The sequence below is a fragment of the Synechococcus sp. H70.1 genome, assembly GCF_047502705.1.
GTDB lineage: Bacteria > Cyanobacteriota > Cyanobacteriia > Thermostichales > Thermostichaceae > Thermostichus.
The window spans coordinates 82834-101696 of record NZ_JANSIV010000076.1 but is presented as its reverse complement, the minus strand read 5'-3'; the positions used below and the strand labels follow the sequence as shown (position 1 = coordinate 101696).

General features: G+C 61.0%; 17 protein-coding genes. 3 read left to right on the top strand and 14 right to left on the bottom strand.

Features of this window, described 5'->3' with window-relative positions; genetic code table 11:
* The first annotated feature begins 71 nt into the window (after positions 1 to 71).
* The 3 genes from NW827_RS05850 (at position 72) to NW827_RS05840 (ending at position 5614) form a co-directional block, all read left to right on the top strand.
* Positions 72 to 1946 (top strand): spermidine synthase, encoded by a 1875-nt coding sequence (locus NW827_RS05850; RefSeq protein ID WP_414503441.1) that lies wholly within the window; start codon positions 72 to 74, stop codon positions 1944 to 1946.
* Positions 1947 to 1999: 53 nt separating this feature from the next.
* Complete coding sequence (locus tag NW827_RS05845; protein WP_414361879.1) at positions 2000 to 2620, top strand: NADPH-dependent FMN reductase; 621 nt, start codon at positions 2000 to 2002, stop codon at positions 2618 to 2620.
* Positions 2621 to 2767: 147 nt separating this feature from the next.
* On the top strand, positions 2768 to 5614 hold the full coding sequence (locus NW827_RS05840; protein ID WP_414503440.1) for a GAF domain-containing protein: 2847 nt from the start codon (positions 2768 to 2770) through the stop codon (positions 5612 to 5614).
* Between the two features lie 9 nt (positions 5615 to 5623).
* On the opposite strand, the gene NW827_RS05835 is transcribed toward NW827_RS05840, so the two are convergent.
* The 14 genes from NW827_RS05835 to NW827_RS05770 all read right to left on the bottom strand — a co-directional run bounded on the left by NW827_RS05835 (position 5624) and on the right by NW827_RS05770 (position 18747).
* Positions 5624 to 6580 (bottom strand): energy-coupling factor transporter transmembrane component T family protein, encoded by a 957-nt coding sequence (locus tag NW827_RS05835; RefSeq protein WP_414403371.1) that lies wholly within the window; start codon positions 6578 to 6580, stop codon positions 5624 to 5626.
* A 46-nt stretch (positions 6581 to 6626) separates the two neighbouring features.
* Positions 6627 to 8576 carry an SH3 domain-containing protein gene (locus NW827_RS05830; RefSeq protein WP_414403346.1) on the bottom strand — a complete coding sequence of 650 codons (1950 nt, stop codon included), beginning with the start codon at positions 8574 to 8576 and terminating at the stop codon, positions 6627 to 6629.
* A gap of 237 nt (positions 8577 to 8813) precedes the next feature.
* A complete protein-coding gene (locus NW827_RS05825; RefSeq protein WP_414503439.1) occupies positions 8814 to 9701 on the bottom strand; it encodes a hypothetical protein in 888 nt (295 codons plus the stop codon).
* A 179-nt stretch (positions 9702 to 9880) separates the two neighbouring features.
* Entirely contained in the window at positions 9881 to 10402 is a 522-nt protein-coding gene (locus tag NW827_RS05820) for a hypothetical protein (RefSeq protein ID WP_414361888.1), read from the bottom strand.
* A 71-nt stretch (positions 10403 to 10473) separates the two neighbouring features.
* Entirely contained in the window at positions 10474 to 11172 is a 699-nt protein-coding gene (pyrF, locus tag NW827_RS05815; RefSeq protein WP_414361890.1) for an orotidine-5'-phosphate decarboxylase, read from the bottom strand.
* Positions 11173 to 11192: 20 nt separating this feature from the next.
* Positions 11193 to 11612, bottom strand: coding sequence for a DUF6464 family protein (locus NW827_RS05810; RefSeq protein ID WP_414361892.1), 420 nt, complete (start codon positions 11610 to 11612; stop codon positions 11193 to 11195).
* A gap of 57 nt (positions 11613 to 11669) precedes the next feature.
* A complete protein-coding gene (locus NW827_RS05805) occupies positions 11670 to 12008 on the bottom strand; it encodes a hypothetical protein (protein WP_414361895.1) in 339 nt (112 codons plus the stop codon).
* Entirely contained in the window at positions 12008 to 12862 is an 855-nt protein-coding gene (gene pgeF / locus NW827_RS05800; protein WP_414403344.1) for a peptidoglycan editing factor PgeF, read from the bottom strand. Before pgeF ends, NW827_RS05805 begins: the two co-directional genes overlap by 1 nt.
* Positions 12859 to 13266 (bottom strand): DUF3119 family protein, encoded by a 408-nt coding sequence (locus NW827_RS05795; protein ID WP_414361899.1) that lies wholly within the window; start codon positions 13264 to 13266, stop codon positions 12859 to 12861. Before NW827_RS05795 ends, pgeF begins: the two co-directional genes overlap by 4 nt.
* A 91-nt stretch (positions 13267 to 13357) precedes the next feature.
* Positions 13358 to 14593, bottom strand: a complete 1236-nt coding sequence (locus tag NW827_RS05790) for a hypothetical protein (RefSeq protein WP_414503438.1) — start codon at positions 14591 to 14593, stop codon at positions 13358 to 13360.
* A gap of 67 nt (positions 14594 to 14660) precedes the next feature.
* The gene (locus tag NW827_RS05785) at positions 14661 to 14861 is read right to left on the bottom strand and encodes a hypothetical protein (protein ID WP_414361903.1); all 201 of its coding nucleotides are present in this window, start codon (positions 14859 to 14861) and stop codon (positions 14661 to 14663) included.
* A 32-nt stretch (positions 14862 to 14893) separates the two neighbouring features.
* On the bottom strand, positions 14894 to 17080 hold the full coding sequence (locus NW827_RS05780) for an argonaute PAZ domain-containing protein (protein ID WP_414403342.1): 2187 nt from the start codon (positions 17078 to 17080) through the stop codon (positions 14894 to 14896).
* A gap of 60 nt (positions 17081 to 17140) precedes the next feature.
* On the bottom strand, positions 17141 to 17464 hold the full coding sequence (locus tag NW827_RS05775) for a hypothetical protein (RefSeq protein ID WP_414503437.1): 324 nt from the start codon (positions 17462 to 17464) through the stop codon (positions 17141 to 17143).
* A 182-nt stretch (positions 17465 to 17646) separates the two neighbouring features.
* On the bottom strand, positions 17647 to 18747 hold the full coding sequence (locus tag NW827_RS05770; RefSeq protein WP_414503436.1) for a hypothetical protein: 1101 nt from the start codon (positions 18745 to 18747) through the stop codon (positions 17647 to 17649).
* Positions 18748 to 18863: the final 116 nt, after the last annotated feature.

Sequence of the window (18863 nt, the reverse complement as noted above, 5' to 3'; positions counted from 1 at the left end):
GGATTCCTTGCCAACTGGAAGTGGCCTCACCCTACCTAGCACTTTTGGCGGACTAGACGGCGAGGGTGGGAGTGCCGCTGGTTCTTCTGTCGGGGACGACGCCGTTGCTGCAGCGGGCGCTGGGAGGGGTGAAAAGGGATCCCTACCAGCTCTACGTGGCCAGCAATGCTGGCAGCCTAGCGGGGCTTCTGGGCTATCCGCTGCTTTTGGAGCCACGGTTGTCTTTGTCAGGACAAACCCACCTGTGGACGGGGGCCTACGCCCTAGTAGCGGCGCTGGTGCTGCTGGGTGGGGTGGGGCTGCTCCTGCAAGGGCGGGGGGTGGCTTTCCTACGACCCGCTCCTGCTCCAGGGGATCCCAGGGACGTCGGCAGGACGGAGATCTGGCCCCTCTGCTGGCGGGAGGGTTGCCGCTGGGCCGGCTGGGCCTTTTTGCCGGCGGGTCTGTTGGTGTCAGTCACCACCCTCTTGACCACCGAGGTGGCGGCGGTGCCCTTGCTGTGGGCTCTCCCCCTGAGCATTTATCTGGTGACCTTTATGCTGGCCTTCGGCGGCCTCCACCCCAACGAGTTGGCTTTGGGGACAACGGCTCTGCTGGCCTGTGGGGCAGTGGGGGCACAGGTCTTGGGCTGGGTGAGGCCTTGGTTTTGGGTGTTGCCGCTGCACCTAGGGGCTTTTGCCCTGGTGAGCTGGGCCTGCCATAGCCAGTTGGCTCGCTGTCGCCCGCCGGCTCAGCAGTTGACGCAGTTTTACCTGTGGCTGGCCTTGGGGGGGAGCTTAGGAGGGCTGTTTGCCGCTTTGCTGGCGCCGCAGGTGTTTGAGTCGGTGCTGGAGTATCCGCTTCTCTTGGGCCTAGCACTGGCAGCCTTGGCAGCTCAGGGGGGACGGTTGGGCCTAGGGCTGGGGCTGGGGTTGCTCCTGCCCCTATTGCTGTTGCGCTTTCATCTCCAGGGGCTCCTTCACGCTGGCGCAGCCGTAGGCCTGGGCCTGGGCTGGGCACTGCTGGCCCTGTTGGGAGAAAGCAAGAGGGGATGGCGGTACCGCCTAGGAGTAACCACGGGGTTGGTTTTGCTGCTGGGACAGCCTTGGCTACCGCCGGGGCTGCAGGTGGTAGCCAGCGAGCGCAGTGTCTTTGGCCTTCACCGCCTTGTGGAATACCACACCGAGGCGGGCTCCTTCCGCAGCCTGCTCCACGGCACCACCCTGCACGGCAGCCAAAACCTAGATCCCCAGAAAGCGCTGGAGCCGCTCACCTATTTTTCCCGCCAGGGGCCGGTGGGTCAGGTGTTCCAGCAGTGGCGGGCGCAGCCGCGCTCTTCTCCAGCCCAGGTTGCGGTGTTGGGGCTGGGGATCGGCACCTTGGCCGCCTATGCCGAGCCGGGAGAGGAGTGGACGTTCTTTGAGCTGGATCCCACCGTGGCCGACTGGGCAGGCCGCTACTTTGCCTATCTCAATAGGACCAGCCGGCGGGCGCAGGTGCGGGTGATCTTGGGCGATGCCCGCCTCCGTCTGCAAGGGATCCCAGAGGGCAGCTATGACCTGCTGGTGATGGATGCCTTCAGCTCTGACGCTGTGCCGGTGCATCTGCTCACCCAGGAGGCGTTAACCCTCTACCTCAGCAAGCTCAAGCCTCAGGGCTGGCTGCTTTTTAACATCACCAACCGCCACCTGGACTTGGCCCCTGTGTTGGCTGGCCTGGCCGGATCCCTGCGGCTCCAGGCTTGGCAGCGGGTCCACCGGGATCTCTCCCCTGACCAGCGACAAGCGGGGCTGGCCCCCTCCCACTGGGTGCTGATGGCCAAAAACCCTGCCGCCCCGCCGGGCTGGCAGCCCCTGCTGCCCCAACCCGGAGATCCGCTCTGGCGAGATGATTTTTCCAACCTGTTGCAGGTGATCCGCTGGCCCCAGATCCCCACTCCGGAGCAAGAATCTCCAATGCGGAATTAGTATGAGTTAAGATTGTTTGAAACGCAACTAATTTCTCCTCAGGAGCTCAACCCATGTCTTCCTCAACTCTAAAAGCCCTGCCTGTCGCTTCTCAAGCCACCATGACTGCAGCCTCCGCGGCTTGCTTCGTGGCCATTGGTGGCAGCCTACGGCCTAACTCCCTGACCTATCGAACGCTAGAGGTGGTGCGGGCCGAGTTTGAGAAGTTGGGGATCCCGTTGCACCTCCTCGATCTGCGGCAGATGAAGTTGCCCTTTGCCGATGGTTCTGAATCCTACCCGGACTACCCCGATGTGGAGGTCCTGCGGGCCACGATGAAGCAGGCCGATGGGATTATCCTGGCCAGCCCCGAGTACCACGGCGGCATCAGCGGCAGCTTGAAGAATGCCCTGGATCTGTTGAGCTTTGAGCATTTGGAGGGCAAGGTCTTCGGACTCATCAGTGTCTTGGGCGGCGAGAGCAACAGCAACACCCTCAACCAAATGCGCCTGATTGTGCGCTGGGTGCATGGCTGGGCGATCCCGGAGCAGATTGCCATTGGGCGGGCTTGGAGCGCCTTCGATGAGCAGGGCAACCTCAAAGACGAAAACCTACGCCAGCGCTTGCAGCGCTTTGTGCAGAGCATGGTAACCAACACGGCCAAATTGCGCGGGATCCCGGCTCCCCTTTCCTAAAAAGGCGCTAGGCTCTCTAGCAGCCTCCGTTTTAGCGGCTCCCCCTTTTACTCTTGCAGGGGAAAGGGGTTGGCGCCCAAGCAACGGCATGGCTAAGGTGAGCCAAGCGGAAGCTGCGGCAAAAATCTGCATCACCAAAGTCGGGCCATGGTTCAACCTGCTTCCCCCTACTCCTCAACTGGAGCTGGGGCAATCTCCCCCCTAGTTACCCTGCAGGTAACCCTGCAGCGGATGCGGGAGCAGAGGGATGCCAATGCCTTGATTCAGCTCACGCTGGAGTATGTTAAGGCGGTGTTTGGGGCGCCGCTCATTTGGCTAGCCCTCTACGACTATGCCAATCACCAGTTGGTGGGCCAAGGGGGGGTAACCCTGCGGGAAGAGGATCAAGCGCTCTTGCGAGCTCTGTATCCCCTGCAGCCGGGGGAGATCCTGGAGCAGGTGGTGATCGAACAGCGGCCCATCAGTGTGGCCGATCTCTCCCAGGAGCCGCGCATGGGCCGTTGGCAGCAGGAAGCCAAGCGCCTGGGCGGGATCCAAGGCTGCTTCATCTACCCCTTCTCAGCAGTAGGGCGGCGGCGCTGCCTAGGGATCCTGATGCTGGGATCCCAACTGTGGGGCGTTACTATCCACGAGGAGGAAAAGGCGCTGCTGGGGATTGTGCTGGGGCAGTTGGCCGCCTCTTTGCAGGAGCTGGAAAACGCCTGGAAACTCCAGGCTGAAAAGCGCGTGCAAGAGTCGCTCCTGAAGTTGGGGGCGGCGATGAGTCAGGCAGGATCCCTGCAAGAGCGGGTCAGCCTGGTTAGGCAGGAGCTGCAGTCTTGCCTAGGCGCTGTTCACATCCAGGTGTACTGGCACGAGCACAGCCAGGGGTGCTTCGTTCCCCATGGAAGTGCCTCTAGGCCCACCCCCCCTGCCAAAGGGACCAAAGCTGGGGGGATCCCGACTGGAGAGGGCGGCCTTGCGCTGCGGGAGTTGGGAAACATGTACTACACCCTTGCCGCAGGCCAGGTGGTGGTGGGCGGCCTGGGGACAACCCGCTCCGAGATCCCTCTCAAGCTAATGCAGCAGTGGCGAGCCCAAGCCGCCCTGGCAGCCCCCATCCTCCTGCAAAAGGATTTGCTGGGGTTTATCTGGGTGCAATCGGAGGTGCCCCGCACCTGGCAAGCCCCCGAGCGCCAGTTGGTGGCTGCTGCTGCCCAGGGGCTGGCCTTAGCCGCCCCCCTGGAAAATCTGGATCGCCGCATTCGCCAGTTGGCCGACGACGGGGAGTTTGTGCAGCAGGTGGGCCGTTCGCTTCACAATCCGGCGGAGCTGCCGCAGGCTCTCCAGCAAGCGGTGGTTGGCCTGGGCCAGCGTCTGCAAGCCGGTGCGGTGGCCCTCCTGACGGTAGATCCCGATAGGCCAAGCCCCCGCCTCTTCTCCGAGTACCGCCGCGAGGGCAAGCAGGCTCTGCCGCCGCAGCTTAGCCCGCTGAGTGAGCAAGACTGGCAGGAGCTGCTGCGCAGCGACGTGGTGGTGGCGGAAAACTACGACCAGGATCTGCGCCTCCTCTCCTGGCGGCAAGACCTGGCCCCTTTGGGGGTGCGCTCCCTCCTGCTAACTCATACCGGCAGCAGCGGCACTGCCACCCCCGAAGGGCTGATCCTAGTACTCCACCCGCGGCCAAGGGCTTGGAGCCGAGAAGAACGGCAACTGCTGCGCGGGACTGCCCAACAAGTGGGATTGCTCCTGCAACAACTTCGCTCTCAGCAACGGCAGGAACGGCAAGAGCACTTGCTCAGCACCCTGATTACTGCTTGCCTAACTTTGCAAAACCTGGCAACCCCTGCTGCTCTCTACGCCACCACCGCCCAACAGGCGGCCCAGCTCCTCCGGATCCCTTTGGCGCTGGTGGTCAGTTGGCAGCCGGGGGAGAGCCGGGCCTGCTTGCAGCCGCCCTTTGCCGCCGCCCCTGAGTTCTGCCCCAGCGGCCCCACGGAGATCACTCGGCAGGATCCCTTGCTGGCTGCTGCGCTGCGGGCAAGAGGGCCCCTCCAGCTTGCCCAGGAACAGATCCCGGCTGCCAGCCGCGCCTGGCTCAATTCCGCGGGCCTGGGCTCCTGGCTGCTGGTGCCCTTGGGGGAGACGGATCCCTCGCTGCCGGAGCCCCTAGGGGTTTTGATCCTGGGAGCAGAGGCGGACAGAGTCTGGGAGGCGGAGGAGCAGGCGGCTGTGACGTTAATTGCCCAAACCTGTGGCTGGACGCTGCGGCGCCTGCTTTGGGTGCAAACTTTGCAGGAGCGGCAGGAGGTGCTCAGCGAGTTGAACTGGTACAAGCACCGCCGCCTGCTGGATATGCAAAATACCCTGCTGGACGGCCTGCGCCGCCTTGGCCAGGTGCCGGACATCCCGGGAGAGGAGGCCAGCCGCTGGCAAAAGGTAGTGGAAATTGCCAGAGGACTGCAGGAGCTGGCCGGCTCTACCAGTCCATTGTTGCAGGCAGAAACCTGGCAGGTGCAGCCGCAGTTCCAGTCGCTGTCTTTGGCTACCTTGGTGCGCAAAAGCTTGCGCCGAGTGGAGGGCCTGACCCAAAAACGCAAGCTGTGGCTACGCGCCCACGGGGAGCTGAGCCTCACCATTCAAGGCGATGCCGGACGATTGGAGATGATCCTCTGGGAGGTGCTGCTGGCTGCTGCCTTGCGCAGCCCGGAAGGAGGCCGGCTGGATCTGTGGGGCCAAGCCACAGAGGGCTATGCAGAGCTGCTGGTGGTGGATCAGGGCCACTTTGATCCCTACCTGCTGGCAGCCCTGCAAGGGGATCCCCAGCAGGTTATCTACGCGGATCCCTTGTTCCAATCACCGCTTTCGGTCAGCCCCGGCTTGGAGCTGAGCCTCTGCCAGCGGATAGTGCAGAGGCTAGGGGGGCAGCTCTCCTTCTACGTGTCCTCCGATGGGCGCTCTGTTTCCCAGCTGTTCCTGCCAATGGCTAGCGGGGAGCTCCACCCCCCTTCCTAGCGCCACTTCTTAGGGTGACAAAGCTCTCAGCAGCCAGAAGAAAGGCAGGAGGGCCAGCGCTGCACAATCCAGCCACTGGAGCTGCAGGCGGTGCCAGCGCAGAGGATGGTCGGGACCAGTTAGCCCGCGAGCTTGCATAGCCGCCGCCATCTCCTCCGCCCGCAGGAGCAGGTTTTCAAAAAAGCGCTCCACCAGGGCCAGCAGGGTTTGGATCCCGCCCCGGAAGCTGAGGGATCGCCAGCGCACATCGCGAGTGCGCACCGCCCGCACCAAGTTCTGGACTTCCTCCATCACCAGCGGCAGAAAGCGGAGGGCCAAGGTAAGGGTGAGAATCACCTCCGCAACCGGCCAGCCCCAGCGCTTTAAAGGCTGTAACAGTTGGCCGATCCCTGCCGTAATCTCCTCGGGGGCAGTGGTCAGCAAGAACAAATTGGTGGCATAGAGCAGGGTAAAGATGAGGGTACCCAGCCGCAGGGCCACGGAGAGGGAACGCCGCGAGACTTGAAAAGTTCGCCCCAGCAGGGTAACCTGCAGCAAGCGGTAACGGTAGGCAGTTGACCAGGCACGGGTTTGGCGCTGCCAGGCCCGTTTGGCTGCTGCCCTCTCCCCCCCCTCCAGGGCAGGGCTGGCGAGGAGCCCGTAGCCTACCACTTGCGCGTCCTGCCGCTGGGGCTGAGGGAAGACCCCTAAGCCATCGGGGGCGAAGCTGGTGATCCCAAAAGCCAGCAGGCTAAGGGCCAACACCAGCGAGAGCTGGCCCGACCAGACCCGGCGCGGCAGACGGGCTGCTACCGTCAAGAGCAGGAGAACTGCCACAACGGCCAGGCGCCAGCCATTGCTGGCCAAAATTGGGCTGAGGAGAAAGCTAAGCAACCAAGCCAACTTCACGCGTGGATCAAGACGGTGCAGCCAGGTGCGCGGCTCTTCCAAGTAGATCCCCAGCGGGGCATTGCGTAGAATATCCACCACAGGAAAGCGGGAAACAAGCGGGGCAAGGCCAATAGCAGAAAAGTTAGAGTCGCTCTACCAAGCGAGTTGAGCCGGATTGAGCAGCAATCCACCCTCCTGGTGCCCCCTCTCGCTCGATGCGCAACCAGACAGGCACCTGTCCTTCGCCAGCCTGCACCTCTACCACCCGCAGCAGAGCTTGGCGCGGGGCGGCCCCAACAATAGCCCCGGTTAGGCTAGGCTGCTGGCGAATGTTAATGCCCTCCTTGGCAATCACCCGCACCTGTTGCACACCCCGCCACTCGGCTAGAGGGCCGGTCAATTCAGGCTCAGGCGTGGGTTCCGGCTGGCCCGGATTGTCGATGGCAACCGGTGGCTGCTCCAGTTGTACCTGGGGCTGTTCCAGGGGCGGCGGGGGAGTGAACAGGCCGCGCAGCATCTGCCAGATGACGAAGAGGGAAAGGATGACCCCACCAGCCACGGCCGCCAAGCGGAGGTTGAGGAAAGGGGCAGGATCCTCAGTCCGGCTGCGTCTTGAACCCAAGTGGCTGCGGTGGTAACGCTCCCCCTCCTGCAACCCCCTCTTGTGGATCTGAAGGCTCCCTTCTGCAAGGAGAGAACTGGCTGCCTCCTCACTCCCCCAGCGGGTAGATCCCTCGGACAGGCGCGACGGCTTGGGGAAATCTCCCTGCTGGAAGGGAGCAGGTGGGGGAAGCCATTCCTGAACCTTAGCACCCCCGGCAGCAGGCACTTGGGACAGAGGGAGAGCAGGAGGTGGAGACAACCGACCCGCTGGCAAGCTCTCGCGGCTGGGCATCTCCTCTAGGTAAGCCTGCACCTGAGGGTTGTCAAAGTAGGCTTTGAGGCTGGCCTGGGTAGTGTTCAGGGCGTAAAACTCCGGGAATACCTCCTCCTGGAACCACTTTTCCGTAAAGCGACAGAGGCCCGGCAACAGATCAGGGGATCCAGTGGAGTGCTCCTCAATAAACTGAAGGGCTTCGGTTTCCTGACTGGCGCGCAGATGGCTAAGGGCTTCCTCAGTTTGCCCTAACAACAAGCTGCAGATAGCTTGCTCCAGGTGCACATCTTGCCGCTGGGCTAGGCGGACCAGGTAGCCGCGCGCCCGCCGCACTAAGGCTGGCCGTTTCTCCAAGTAGCCTGCGGTCAGCAGCACCTGCGCAGCTAGGTAGGACGCTACCAAGGAGGGGCGCTCTGCCTCTTGCTCAAATAGCTCCTGCTGTTCTTGCAGGGTGAGGTAGCGGCGCACTCGCTGGATGAAGCGTAAGAAATCTTCCGTACTCAGGCCGGAGCCATCCTGTCCACTTCCCTCGATGCCACCCCGCTCGTCAAGCATGGCTTTGAGAAGGGCCAGCCCCTGCTGCCGTGCCAAGGCAGGATCTGCAAGCGCTCCTTTGCCCGTTGGGGCTGAAGCAGAAGCATTGGGGTCAAGGAGCTGCAAAATGCGGTAGGGGCGCAGCTTGCCCAGATCGATGCGGAGCTCTGCCTGCAGCTGGGGAAAGGCCCGACATTCCTCCAGTTCTGCCAAGCCTGTCTGCAAAGAATGCGCTGCTTCCTCGTAGGCTCCCTGTCGCCAGGCCTCCCGGCCCAGCTCCAAACGGGCCACCGCCCGCCCTAAAATGGCATCGGAACGGGCGGGGTGGCCTTGCTCGAGCATTTGCTGAGCCAAGCTTAAAACCGCTGGGTACTCTCCAGCTTCACAGCCCAGGCACAGCACTCCCGGCAGAAGGGCCTCGTCCACCGTTAGGGTGGGATGCGCTAGGTTCAGGTGCTCATCGTAGCTACGCCGGGCCTCGGGGTTGAGCAGGACGGAGGCAGCCTCCTGAATCAGCTGGGCCCGAGCCTCCAAAGCCTGCGGTGAGAACCCCAGCAGCCAAGAATGTTCGCTTGACTTGAGCTCGCGGCGCTCCTGGTAAGCCTGTTCGACCTGATGCTCGTCGGCCCGTGGCGACAGCATCAAGATTCGGTAATAGTCGAGGGGCACCCGCACCGTCATAATCTCTTTTTGTTCTCCTCTTTGCCTCAGCGGGGCGGCGTCTTTGGACACCTGAGCCGCATTGACCTTAACTGTAGTCCTTTTCTTGACAAAAGGGATCCCCCTGGAAGCGCTAGGGCAAGGGGCTAGGGACCCAACTTGAAGCACCACCTCGCGCAGCCCCTCAGCGCTCTAGTTGCCTAGGCCAGCTAGACAGAAAAGGTCCTTGATAGGGGCCGAGGGGAGAGCAAGCCAGCCCTAGGTCAGGGCTTGCCACGATAACAGGAACGAACTAACCAAAAGCAGGGATCCCAACAGCCGCCGCCAGCCCCCATAGGGAATTTCCGCCAAGACACCGCCAGCGCTCAGGCAGAGGAAGGGCAGGGCCACTAGGCCCCAGCGGGCGCTTTGTTGCAAGAGGTACAGCGGCAGATCCCCCACCTCCCAAAGCCAAGCCGCCAGCAGGCCCATCCAGAGGACGTGACCCAAGCCGGCCAGGCTGAGCAAAGCTTGTTGGCGTTCTTCCCAGGGCCAGCCCAGCCGCACCAAGGCCAGCCCCAGGGGCAACATCAAGGTAGCCAGAGCAGGTAGGCCAGTCGGGCTGGTGAGCGCAGCAGTAGAGAGGGTTTCTGATCCCGGGAAGCCAGCGGCAAGCCGCTCGACTTGCCCAAGCCAGGAGAGGCCCATCACCAACAGCAGCAAGGTTGGCCCCCGCCATCGCCGCTGCGTCCGCTCCTGGCTACTCCACAGCGCCGCCCAGAGCAAGGCCAAGGGCCAAACGCGGTAGCTTAGAGCACAGGCCAGCGCCAGCCCCTCCCAGCGCAGGCGGGATCCCGGCCTAATGCCGCTGCTGCCTAGGAGGACCAGCAGGGCCAAAATCTCGCTACTTGGCTCCAACCCCTGGGTCAGCACCCAGGGGCTAAGCCCCCACAGGCCAGCGCTCCAGAAATTACCCCACCTCCAACACCACAGCAGGATAGCCAGACAGGCCAGGGCCGACACGGTTGCCAGCAGTTCCTGCCGCGGGATCCCGATTTTTTGCAGCAGCCAAGGCAAAAGTCCGTCTGCCAGCCAGTGGTAGAGAGGAAGTTCTGGAGGAGCAGGGGATCCCTCAGAGTTACTGGCAGGCAAAACGCGCCACCACACTGCCTGAACTGGCCCTTCTAAAAGGCGAAGCCGCTGCCCCAAAAGCAGTCCTATTCCCCCGCACAGTAAGCAGGGGCCCATCCAACTCCAATTGGCCGGATGCCGGCGCCGACGATTGCCTGCCGTGGGAGCAGGACGGAGCAGCCGTTTGCCCTGAGGAGGCATGGCAGGAGGAAACCTCACGGAGAAGAGGATCTAGTCAACTCTAGATCGCCGGCTAAGGGACACCCAGACTGCTGCCAACGGCGGATGGCTTGGGCCGTAAGCCCGTGGGTAACATCGCGGATGGGCATCCCGGCTCCAGTTACTTGTAGGCGCACCAGCTGCCAGGGATCCCCTGGTCTAGCCCGCAACACATAGGCCTCATAGGCCAGTTGCAGGGTTTCGCTGCGCCGCCCCGCCAGAGGGTTGTCCTGCCGTGGTGGCTGCTGGGGCAGAACCAAGCGGCGCTCCAGCGTAGTGAAATAGAGGCGAAAGCCCTGAAGAGGAGAGGGGCTATCCGCCAACTCCTCGGCAGCAAAAGACTCCACCTGCGGCTGGCCCACCAACACCACCTGAAACTCGGAGCGGGAGCGGCTTAGGGCCAAATTGAGGAACAAAGGCAACTGCGCCGTCAGCGCCTGGGCCCAACTTTGGGGATCGGCGGCACAGACTGCTCCCCTGGCTGGCGCAGCAGCTAGGCTGGACAACCCCCAAACCACCGCTAAACCTACGCCCCGCCCTCCTTGAGCAGCTCTTTTCCCCCGCTTGCTTCCCCCCACTTCCACTCCCCTCAGCCAGCCGTCTCCACCAGCACTTGGAAGCGTTGCCAGGCGGCTAGGGGATCGGCAGCTGCCGTGATGGGGCGACCCACCACCAAATAGTCTGCCCCTGCCCGCAGAGCTGCTGCCGGGGTGCAGACCCGCCGCTGGTCGTCTCCCACCTCTGGCTCTCCGAGGCGGATCCCTGGAGTTACCAGCAGAACTGCTTGCCCCAGCGCCTGGCGCAGCCGCCCTACTTCTTGGGGGGAACAGACCAGCCCAGTTAGGCCCTGCTCCATGGCCAGCTGGGCCAACTGCAACACATAGTCGCCGGGATCCCGCTCAATGCCCAGCTCCTGCCGCACCTGGTCAGGGCCAAGGCTGGTTAAAAGGGTAACTGCCAACAGGCGACAGGAACTGCCCTGGGCAGCAGCTGCGGCTGAGCGCAGCATGGCGCTGCCGCCGGCGGCATGGACACTGAGGAAATCCACGCCCTGCTTGACTACCACCTCAACTGTCCGCCCCACCGTGTGGGGAATATCGTGCAGCTTGAGATCCAAGAAAATGCGCTTGCCCTGCTCCTTAAGGCTTTGCAGGATTGGAGGACCAACCGCCGTAAACAGCTCCAGCCCCACCTTCCACCACTGCACCTGGGGTAAGCGCTCCACCCACTCGAGAGCCTGTTGGAGAGAGGAGGTATCTAGGGCAACAATAAGGCGGCTATCCTGCATACCCACAGCTCCCAGCCTAGCTAACGCGGAGGGCTCTCCTCCCGCCGCTCGTAGTGGGGACAGCCTTGGCAGGGACCATAGGGGTTGACGGCACAGCGCAGCTGCGGGGAAAGGGCGTTGTAGCGACAGGTGGGATCCCCAATCCAGCCAGGTGGCGAAGTGATATAGGTATAGACAACTATGCCCCCAAACCCCAAGGGGCTGATGAAAAAGCGGCTGGTGCTAAAAGACTGCCCCCCGGCAGGGTTAAACGCTTCCTCTGGGGCCTCCGGCTCGGGCTCCAGCCGCCAAAAGGTTTCCCACTGCCTAAGGGTTTGCTCAAAGGGTGTGGCCAGGTGTTCTCCCAGCTCCCTCAGGGCAGCTTCAAAAGCAGCAAGGCTTGCCTCTGCCGCCTGGGTAAAGGCCGCCACCCATTCCTCCAAGAGCTTCTCAAAATCCATGCAGCCGCAACCTCAGGTCTTCCCTTAAATACCTTACCGCTTGCCTTGGCGATACCGCTAACTTCCCCCCTGGCAAACCGCCTCCACCAACTCTTGGGTTACCAAAGGAAACAGCTCCGCCAGTTCTTCGGTAGAGAGGTGACCAGGGCAGACGTTGGTGCGGATGTGCCACTCCGCCCACATCTGGGCTGAGGGAGCGGTGGGATCCTGGCCTTCCTCTAGAGGTGCACCCTTCATCGGCCTCGGAGCCAAGCCCCGTCCCGACCCAAGGTTAAGTTGCCGTACGCTGTCGCGGTTGATGCCTGTCAAAGAGGTTTGGGCATAGGCTTCGCCGGCCCAGGCAAGCGATAGAGACAAAGCCATCCAAGCCAGTCCCCAAAAGGCAGCACGGTACATCACGGGATCCCTGCTGTGGTGGAGGGTTGAAGGCAATTATAGGGGCTGTCTTTGGCAGCCAGCCCCTTGCCCAAAGCCGCCTTCGGCAGCCCAATTCCCGACCACTGCACGCAGCGACGGCCCTCTTTTTCTAGGGATCCCTCGCGGCGATAGGAAAAGAAGTCCTGGGGCTGGCCAAAGGTGCAGTGGGGACTGATGGCAATGTTCTCGGGCGGGATCCCTTGCGCTTGGGCCTGGGCAGAGTTGACCCAGCGCAGATCCAGGCGAACTTTGCCAGGGAGGGGATCGGGCCAAAGGGCAAGCTGTGGATCCACCCCTGCAGGCAGCGTCTGCAGCACCTGGTCAGCCACTGCTTGGGAAACCTGGTAGGCTGGTCCAGAAATGGCTGGCCCTAAGGCAATGCGGATCTCCTCCGCAGGGATCCCCCCCTGGAGAAAGACCTGGAGCACCTTAGGCAGGATGCCTGCGGCCGTCCCCCTCCAGCCGGCGTGAACTGCTGCCACCCACTGGCGGCTGGCAACCAAAATCGGCACACAGTCGGCAGTGCCAACCCAGGCAGAGTCTTCTGGGCAGCGGGCAATGACGGCATCGGTTGCAGGACGCTGAACCTCGCCTTCTGTCTTCTCTGCCCGGATCCTGGTGAGGGTATCGGCCCACCTCCACTGGCAGCCGTGAACCTGGCGGCCCCAAGCCGCCCGTTCGGGGATCAACTGCAGTTGCTCAGCCAGTTCAGCCGGTTGATAGAAAGAGTGGCGCCGGCAGCCAAAGGCATGCGGCCAGTCTGCTAAAAGCTGACACTGCAGCCAACGCCACCCCCCTTTTTCTTGCCAAATCCAGCCGTTAGAACCGCTCATCGGCCCGCCGCGCGAAAAGAGGATCTCTGGGCGTGCAGATGTCCTACGTGCTCCTCTAGGCAAAGCCGCAGCTCAACGGGGTTAAAGAGCATGGGTAGAAAATGGATGCCTCGGCTTTCCCGGAAGAAAAAAAGAACAGGGACAGGTCGCCAGAAAATCTGCCAATCCTGCCACTCGCTGTAGGGGAACTCGCGAATGCGCTGGGAGCCGCTATAGACTTGCAGGGCCCTGCGGGTAAAGGCCAGCCCAATGAGACAGGTCTGCACTAGCAAAAACAGGCCAAACAGACCCATCGCCAGCCCTACCCAAAAGGAAAGCCAAAATAGCGGCCCTGCCAAAACCAACACTGCCAGGCTGAGGCGAAAGTCAGGGGTCAACAAGTGGGCAGAGTAAGGTTTGATCACGCCTTGCTTCTCCTTTGGATCCCAGGCCTATTCTACGCCGCTGCCACTTCCCTTCCCAACCGGGCTTTTTCCATGGCTTGGGGAGAGCCACCTAGTCTCCAAAGAGTTTGATGGCTGGCGGCCTGGGATCAAAAACCCCGCTGGGATCTACCCGCGGGCGCTCCACCCCTTGCAGGGGCGAGAGAGGGCGACCGGTGTCGAACTGAAAGAGATAGATGGGCAACTGGCCGTCGCCCAGAGGCAAAAAGGCCAAGATATCAATCTGGGTGAGGGCATTGCGGCTGGCCGGTCGGGTGAGGTTAAAGGCGGCGATGCGGTCTTCCAAGGGGGTCTCTGCGGCGGTGCGTCTGCCCAGGCCAATGCTAAATTGCTGATTTCCCTGCTCGTCCACTCCCAAAACCTGGACCTCTCCCAGCTCCAGTTGGGGACTGCTCCCCGGCAGGCCGGCCACCACTGGCGGTGCATCCAGCGGCGGCTGGGAGGGCAAAAAGCGCAACTGCACCCCCTCCGGCAGAAGGCGATAGTCCTGGTAGTCGTGCCGGATGGCAAGGGATCCCCTGAACACGCGGCGGGTCAGGCCCTCCAGCGTCCAAAACCCATAGCCCACATTGATGCGGCTGCTCTCCGGCAGCCAGTAACGGGTGCCTCCCTGGGGAGCAGGCACTGCCGTAAACCCCATGAGGACATAGGCCTGCCCCCACACCCCTGACAAAAACAAGAGCACCTGCCGCGGCAGCCCTGACTCCGGCTCCAGCCACAGCTCCCGCAGCTGGCCCTCCTGCAGGGGCTCTAGGCGCAAGTGCTGGACAGGGGATCCCGCCAGATCCGCCCGTTCTGAGGAGACGACGCGGTAGCGGCTGGGATCAGCCTCTAGCTCAAAACTTACCGAGGGCAGGAGCGCTTCGGGCCGGCTCACGTACACCGAATACAGCTTGAGCAGGTCCGATTGGTTCACCACCTCCAGTTGCCGCGAATCCAACAGGCGAATGCGATCCCCTTCGGCTACCCACGCCTGCCAACTGCCATCACGGCGGCGGAGCACATCCAGGGTGGCTGTGAAAGTTTGGGATCCCTCCACCCGCACCTGCTGGCGGTACTGCAAGTTGGGCAGAGGCGGCAACTGCTTCAGGGCAGCGTTGTAGCGCCCTAGCCAAACTTGGGGATCCAGCTCGGCGCTTGGGGAAGAAGCGGGATCCGACTGGGCCAAGGCCGGATCTGCCGCCTGTAGGGCAACCAGCCCCGTTAGCAGGAACACCACCCCGACGAGATAGCCCCCGCGGGATCCCCGCCGTCGCCACCCTCTCAGTTTGGACTGTCTGGGCGACATTAGCTTACCTCGGCTTGCCCTGCTAAATTGAGAGGCTCCCCAGCAGGGATCCCTCCTGCCCGGACGCCTACTCGATGGAAATAGACTGGGGGCCTTGGGTGGGGGCGGGTGAATCCTCCACCCTCAAGCCCTGGGACTCCAGCCAACTGCGCAGCGGATCTTGCTTGATATCCAAGCCCAGCAGGCCGCTCAGGAAGCCCCCGCAGAAGACAACGGGGTTGCTCAAAAAGGCCTTCCAGACCTCGTTGTTGGTGAACATAGCCAACATGCCAAACCCTTCCCTATCCTAGCAGGGCCAAGCTAGACGGCAATTAACTTCTGGCGATCTATGCTTTGCAGGACATTGAAGATGTTGCTGCCAAGGCGCTGGAACTCCTTGCCGCTTTTGTCAGCAAAATGGAGTACCCAGGGAAGCCTGCAGGCTTGGAATCCACTGGCAGGATGAAGTTGAGAAAGGTGATAAGTCTGTAGAGCCAAGACCTCCAAAGGCGTACTGCCATATTCGTGGACAACTCGCAGGGGCCTTGCGCTGCCAATAGAGCCTGCGCCTTTTCTGCTAATGGGCTCGCTTGTTACCAGAGTAAATGACTTTCGCGAGTAGTCGAAAACAACGGTGCCTATTTTGGCGTCTTTGTACTTACCTTTTCCTTCTTCTACCCCCACTCTTCCTGTACCGCTTTTGCGTATGCCAACAATATCCACAGCAATCTTTTCTTTTTCTAGCTCCTCAATTGTTCTACTAAATTCGCCTCCTTGAACTAAACCATCCCTCATCAAGAGAACCTTGCTGGGATAGCGACGAAGCTTGTCATGAAACTTATTGACAAGTTTGGACACAGTTTGATAAATTGCGTCCCCGGAGAAGGTTTCTCCTCTCTGCACAGCAGGCAGCTCCCAACCTAAGCTCTGCCCATCGGCCAGCACAGCAAAAGCAGAGGCTCCGTAGTATAGCTGCCGATTAGTGCCCACATCAAAGCCAATGATTAGCTCAGGGCGTTCAGGATGGTCGAGGGGTTCCAGGAGTACCGGCTGCCATGCTGCCTTACACAGAAGCCCTAGGACGACGTTTAGGGCTTTGTAGGGATCAGCGCCAGGGATCATAAACTGAGTCGCTATCCCCGCTTCAAGGGCCTCCATGCGGATCTTTTGCTTGCGCTCATTGGGCGACCAGGGCATGACAACCAAAACAGTTTTGATCCCTTGCTCAGCCCAGTGTTGCCAGAATCTTTTTCGGGCAAGATCGCCTTCAGGCAAGTCTTGCTGAGTGGCATAGAAGCCCAGTTCAACTTCTACTCCGCTTTTTTGGGCTACCTCAAGCAAGCACTTGCGCACTTCGCTGGGATACTCTTGCCTGTCGTCGGAGAGGTTTAGGCATCCAAACTTAGTCTCGCCTACTTTTGCACATCCGTGATACCTAACCCGAGCAGGATTTTGAACTTGCTTGCGACCCGATCCCAATAGCTTTGGCTTGGGCAGGATGTAGCCCTTGGCCTTGAAGGGCTCAACTTCCAGCTTGGGAGGGTTGTAGACATTCTCTATAAGAGACTTTGCAGTCTTTTCAGACTCTTGCAATCGTTTCTCTAGGCTTTTTCTAACATGCTTGATAACACGGTCGATAACTTTGCTGCTAGAACCTTTGTTACCTTCTAGACTGGCCAGCATTTCCAAGGTTAAAACAGGCGATAGCCTTCGAGACAGATGGGGCAAACGCTTTTGCTTTGAAGCTACTTCGACTACCCAAGAGCTTTCCACTTCCTCTCTAGGTGCATTGTACTTCTGTAAATGGTACTCTGCCAGACTCATGTTCAGTTCTGGCAACCGAATCTCCCACGGCAACTGATTGGAAAGAATACCCAGATACTCCCAGATCTCGCGTTTACCGTATGTATTCCGAACCCACTTGATTGGGATATCTGGATAGTTTTCCAGCCATTCATGCAAAGTCCACGGCGTGTAGAGGCGGTGATGAATATCGACTTCTAAGTAAAGCTTTCCATCTGGTTCGACAGCAACATCTATCGCTCTCCCTCTGTGGATTTCCCAGCCATCTCCGGAAAGTTCTACCCCTTCCTGAGCAGTGATCCACCAGAGCAGGCCTCCTCCTATCAATTCAACTGCAGTTTTGGTGTACAGAGATCTAAGGCGCGACTCTATCCTCTTGCGCTCAAAGCTTTCGAGGGCGCTTCTTTCTTGAGCATTGGCACAGGTTAGAACCCTAAGCCCACACTCTTCTAACTCCCATTCTGTTGTTTTGAGCTGGCTGGGCGAGACTCTTTCCCGTGTGATAATGCGACTCCCCAAACGAACGGCTATTACACCCAGCCGATTGCAAACCTTAGCAATAGCTTTCTGCTCTTCTCCTGGCTCCGGAAGTGGGTTTGGCCTACAGGCGTACTCATAAAAGGTGAGGTCTTCCTGAGCTAGCTCCTTGACAAAGAAGCGATTGAGTATAACTTCAACTGACTGGTTCTGGTGAAGCAGGCTCATTGGTGGATTCTTCGTCACCTTTCCAGGATAAGCCCTAGCTCCTCGCTCAAGATCCCCAGCTCAAGGACGAAACAGCTCCGGTGGGGCCAGGTCATAGCTAAACGCCTCGGCTTCAAAGTGGCCGCTCATGCCCACCACTTGCCATTCAGCGCTGCGATTTCCTTGGCGGAAGCGCAACCGCTGCGCCCGCAGGGGCACCACCTGGATGACCTCGGCTGGAAACGCCTGGTACTCCCCCAGGTACTGCCGGGGATCCGGCGGCAGGTCGGCACTGCTTTCGATTTGAATCCAAAACACCCGCCCCGCCTGGTTGCCGTAGGCCCGGATCTGCTCTTGGCCTTGGTAGTGCTCCACGCCCCGTAGCCGCTGGCGTCCTACCTGCATAGACTTAGCCCACTCCGGCAAGGGATCCCCCAAACTAATGGACCAAGCCGGCCCGCCCAATCCCAGCCAACCCAACAGCAACAGAACCCAGACCCAGGGCCAGCAGCGTGGCCTTCTACGTGCAGGGATCCCCTCCTGGGCAAACATTGGTTTCCTCCACAATTCAACTCAAGGCCTTGATCTCAACGTAGGCGAAAGCCAATCCGCCCCCTTGCAATATCAAAGGCAACGTCGGCGTTGAAAAACAGGGGCATGCCCAACAGTTGCACTCTCTGGTTGCCGTTCACAAAGATCCGATCCCGGCTGGGCGTTACCGGAAAGCCCACCCGAATGCGGTAGTCAAATGCCCCCTCCAGGACGGCGCGCCATTCCGACCCGGGGGGCAGGGTTGAGGTGGGAAAGGGAGGGGATCCCAACAGGCGAACGTTGAGGAAGATGTCGGAGGCGCCGCTGTCAAATAGGGTGGGACTGAGGACATTTTGAATAGAGGTATTGCTGATGCTGTAGGCCACCTGCAGGGCTTCATCCCGCCAGATGGGCGTGCCATTGGGAAAGCTTCCCACCTGAGGCAGTTGCCGGAAATTGAAACCAGCGGTGTTGGCCTCCGTCAGGCCGAGGGTGAAAAGGCCTTGCACAGAGTCGAACCCACCTGTTTGGAGGATGTACCCAGAACCCAAATTGCCCGGCAGGCGAGGAAGGGGGCTAAACAAGTTGGCATCGGGGCTGCGCTCGTCTAGGGAGGTGCCAAGGATCCCAGTAAAGGGCCGCCCTGGTCCAAATAGGTTGTCGGAGCAGGTGGCCACCAGACCCTCCACACAGGTAATTTGGTCAATCAACTGAATCGTTACCGGCTCTTGACTTTGGATCCCGCCCAAGCCAAAGGGAGCGCGGGCCAGCACTCCGATAAATTGTGTGCCATCAGCAAAGGTTACTGTGGAAGGGATCCCTGTCCGCTCCAGGCCAAGGCGGCCTGCTGCTGACGATAAGATGCGCAGCCCTGCCGAGCCGGTGTCCAGTAACACCTCGGCCTCCCCTCCTGCCACTTCCACCCTCAAGCTCAGCAACTTAAAGCGGCTGTTGCCCAAAGTGCGCACCGTCAGAGGGATCGACTGGCTGCCCGGCTCAGGCGGAGGCGGGAGCAATCCAGGAGGGGAGGTCCCAGAGCCCTTGGGGCCAGAACAGGCGATCCCCAGCAGCACCACCAGCGCCAGCACCAGCCCCCCCAGCCTGCGCCGGATTTCCCTCGCCCAGGCTTTCCTTTGGAGCCGCTCTCCTGTCTGCATCAGATCCCACTCCCCCAGCCAGCAAACGCTTGGGCAGGGAAAACCCGACTGTGCCCAGCGCCCCTGCCCTGCCGATGGGGCTGCCAAGGCGCGCACGGCTATCCCAGCCAAGAACA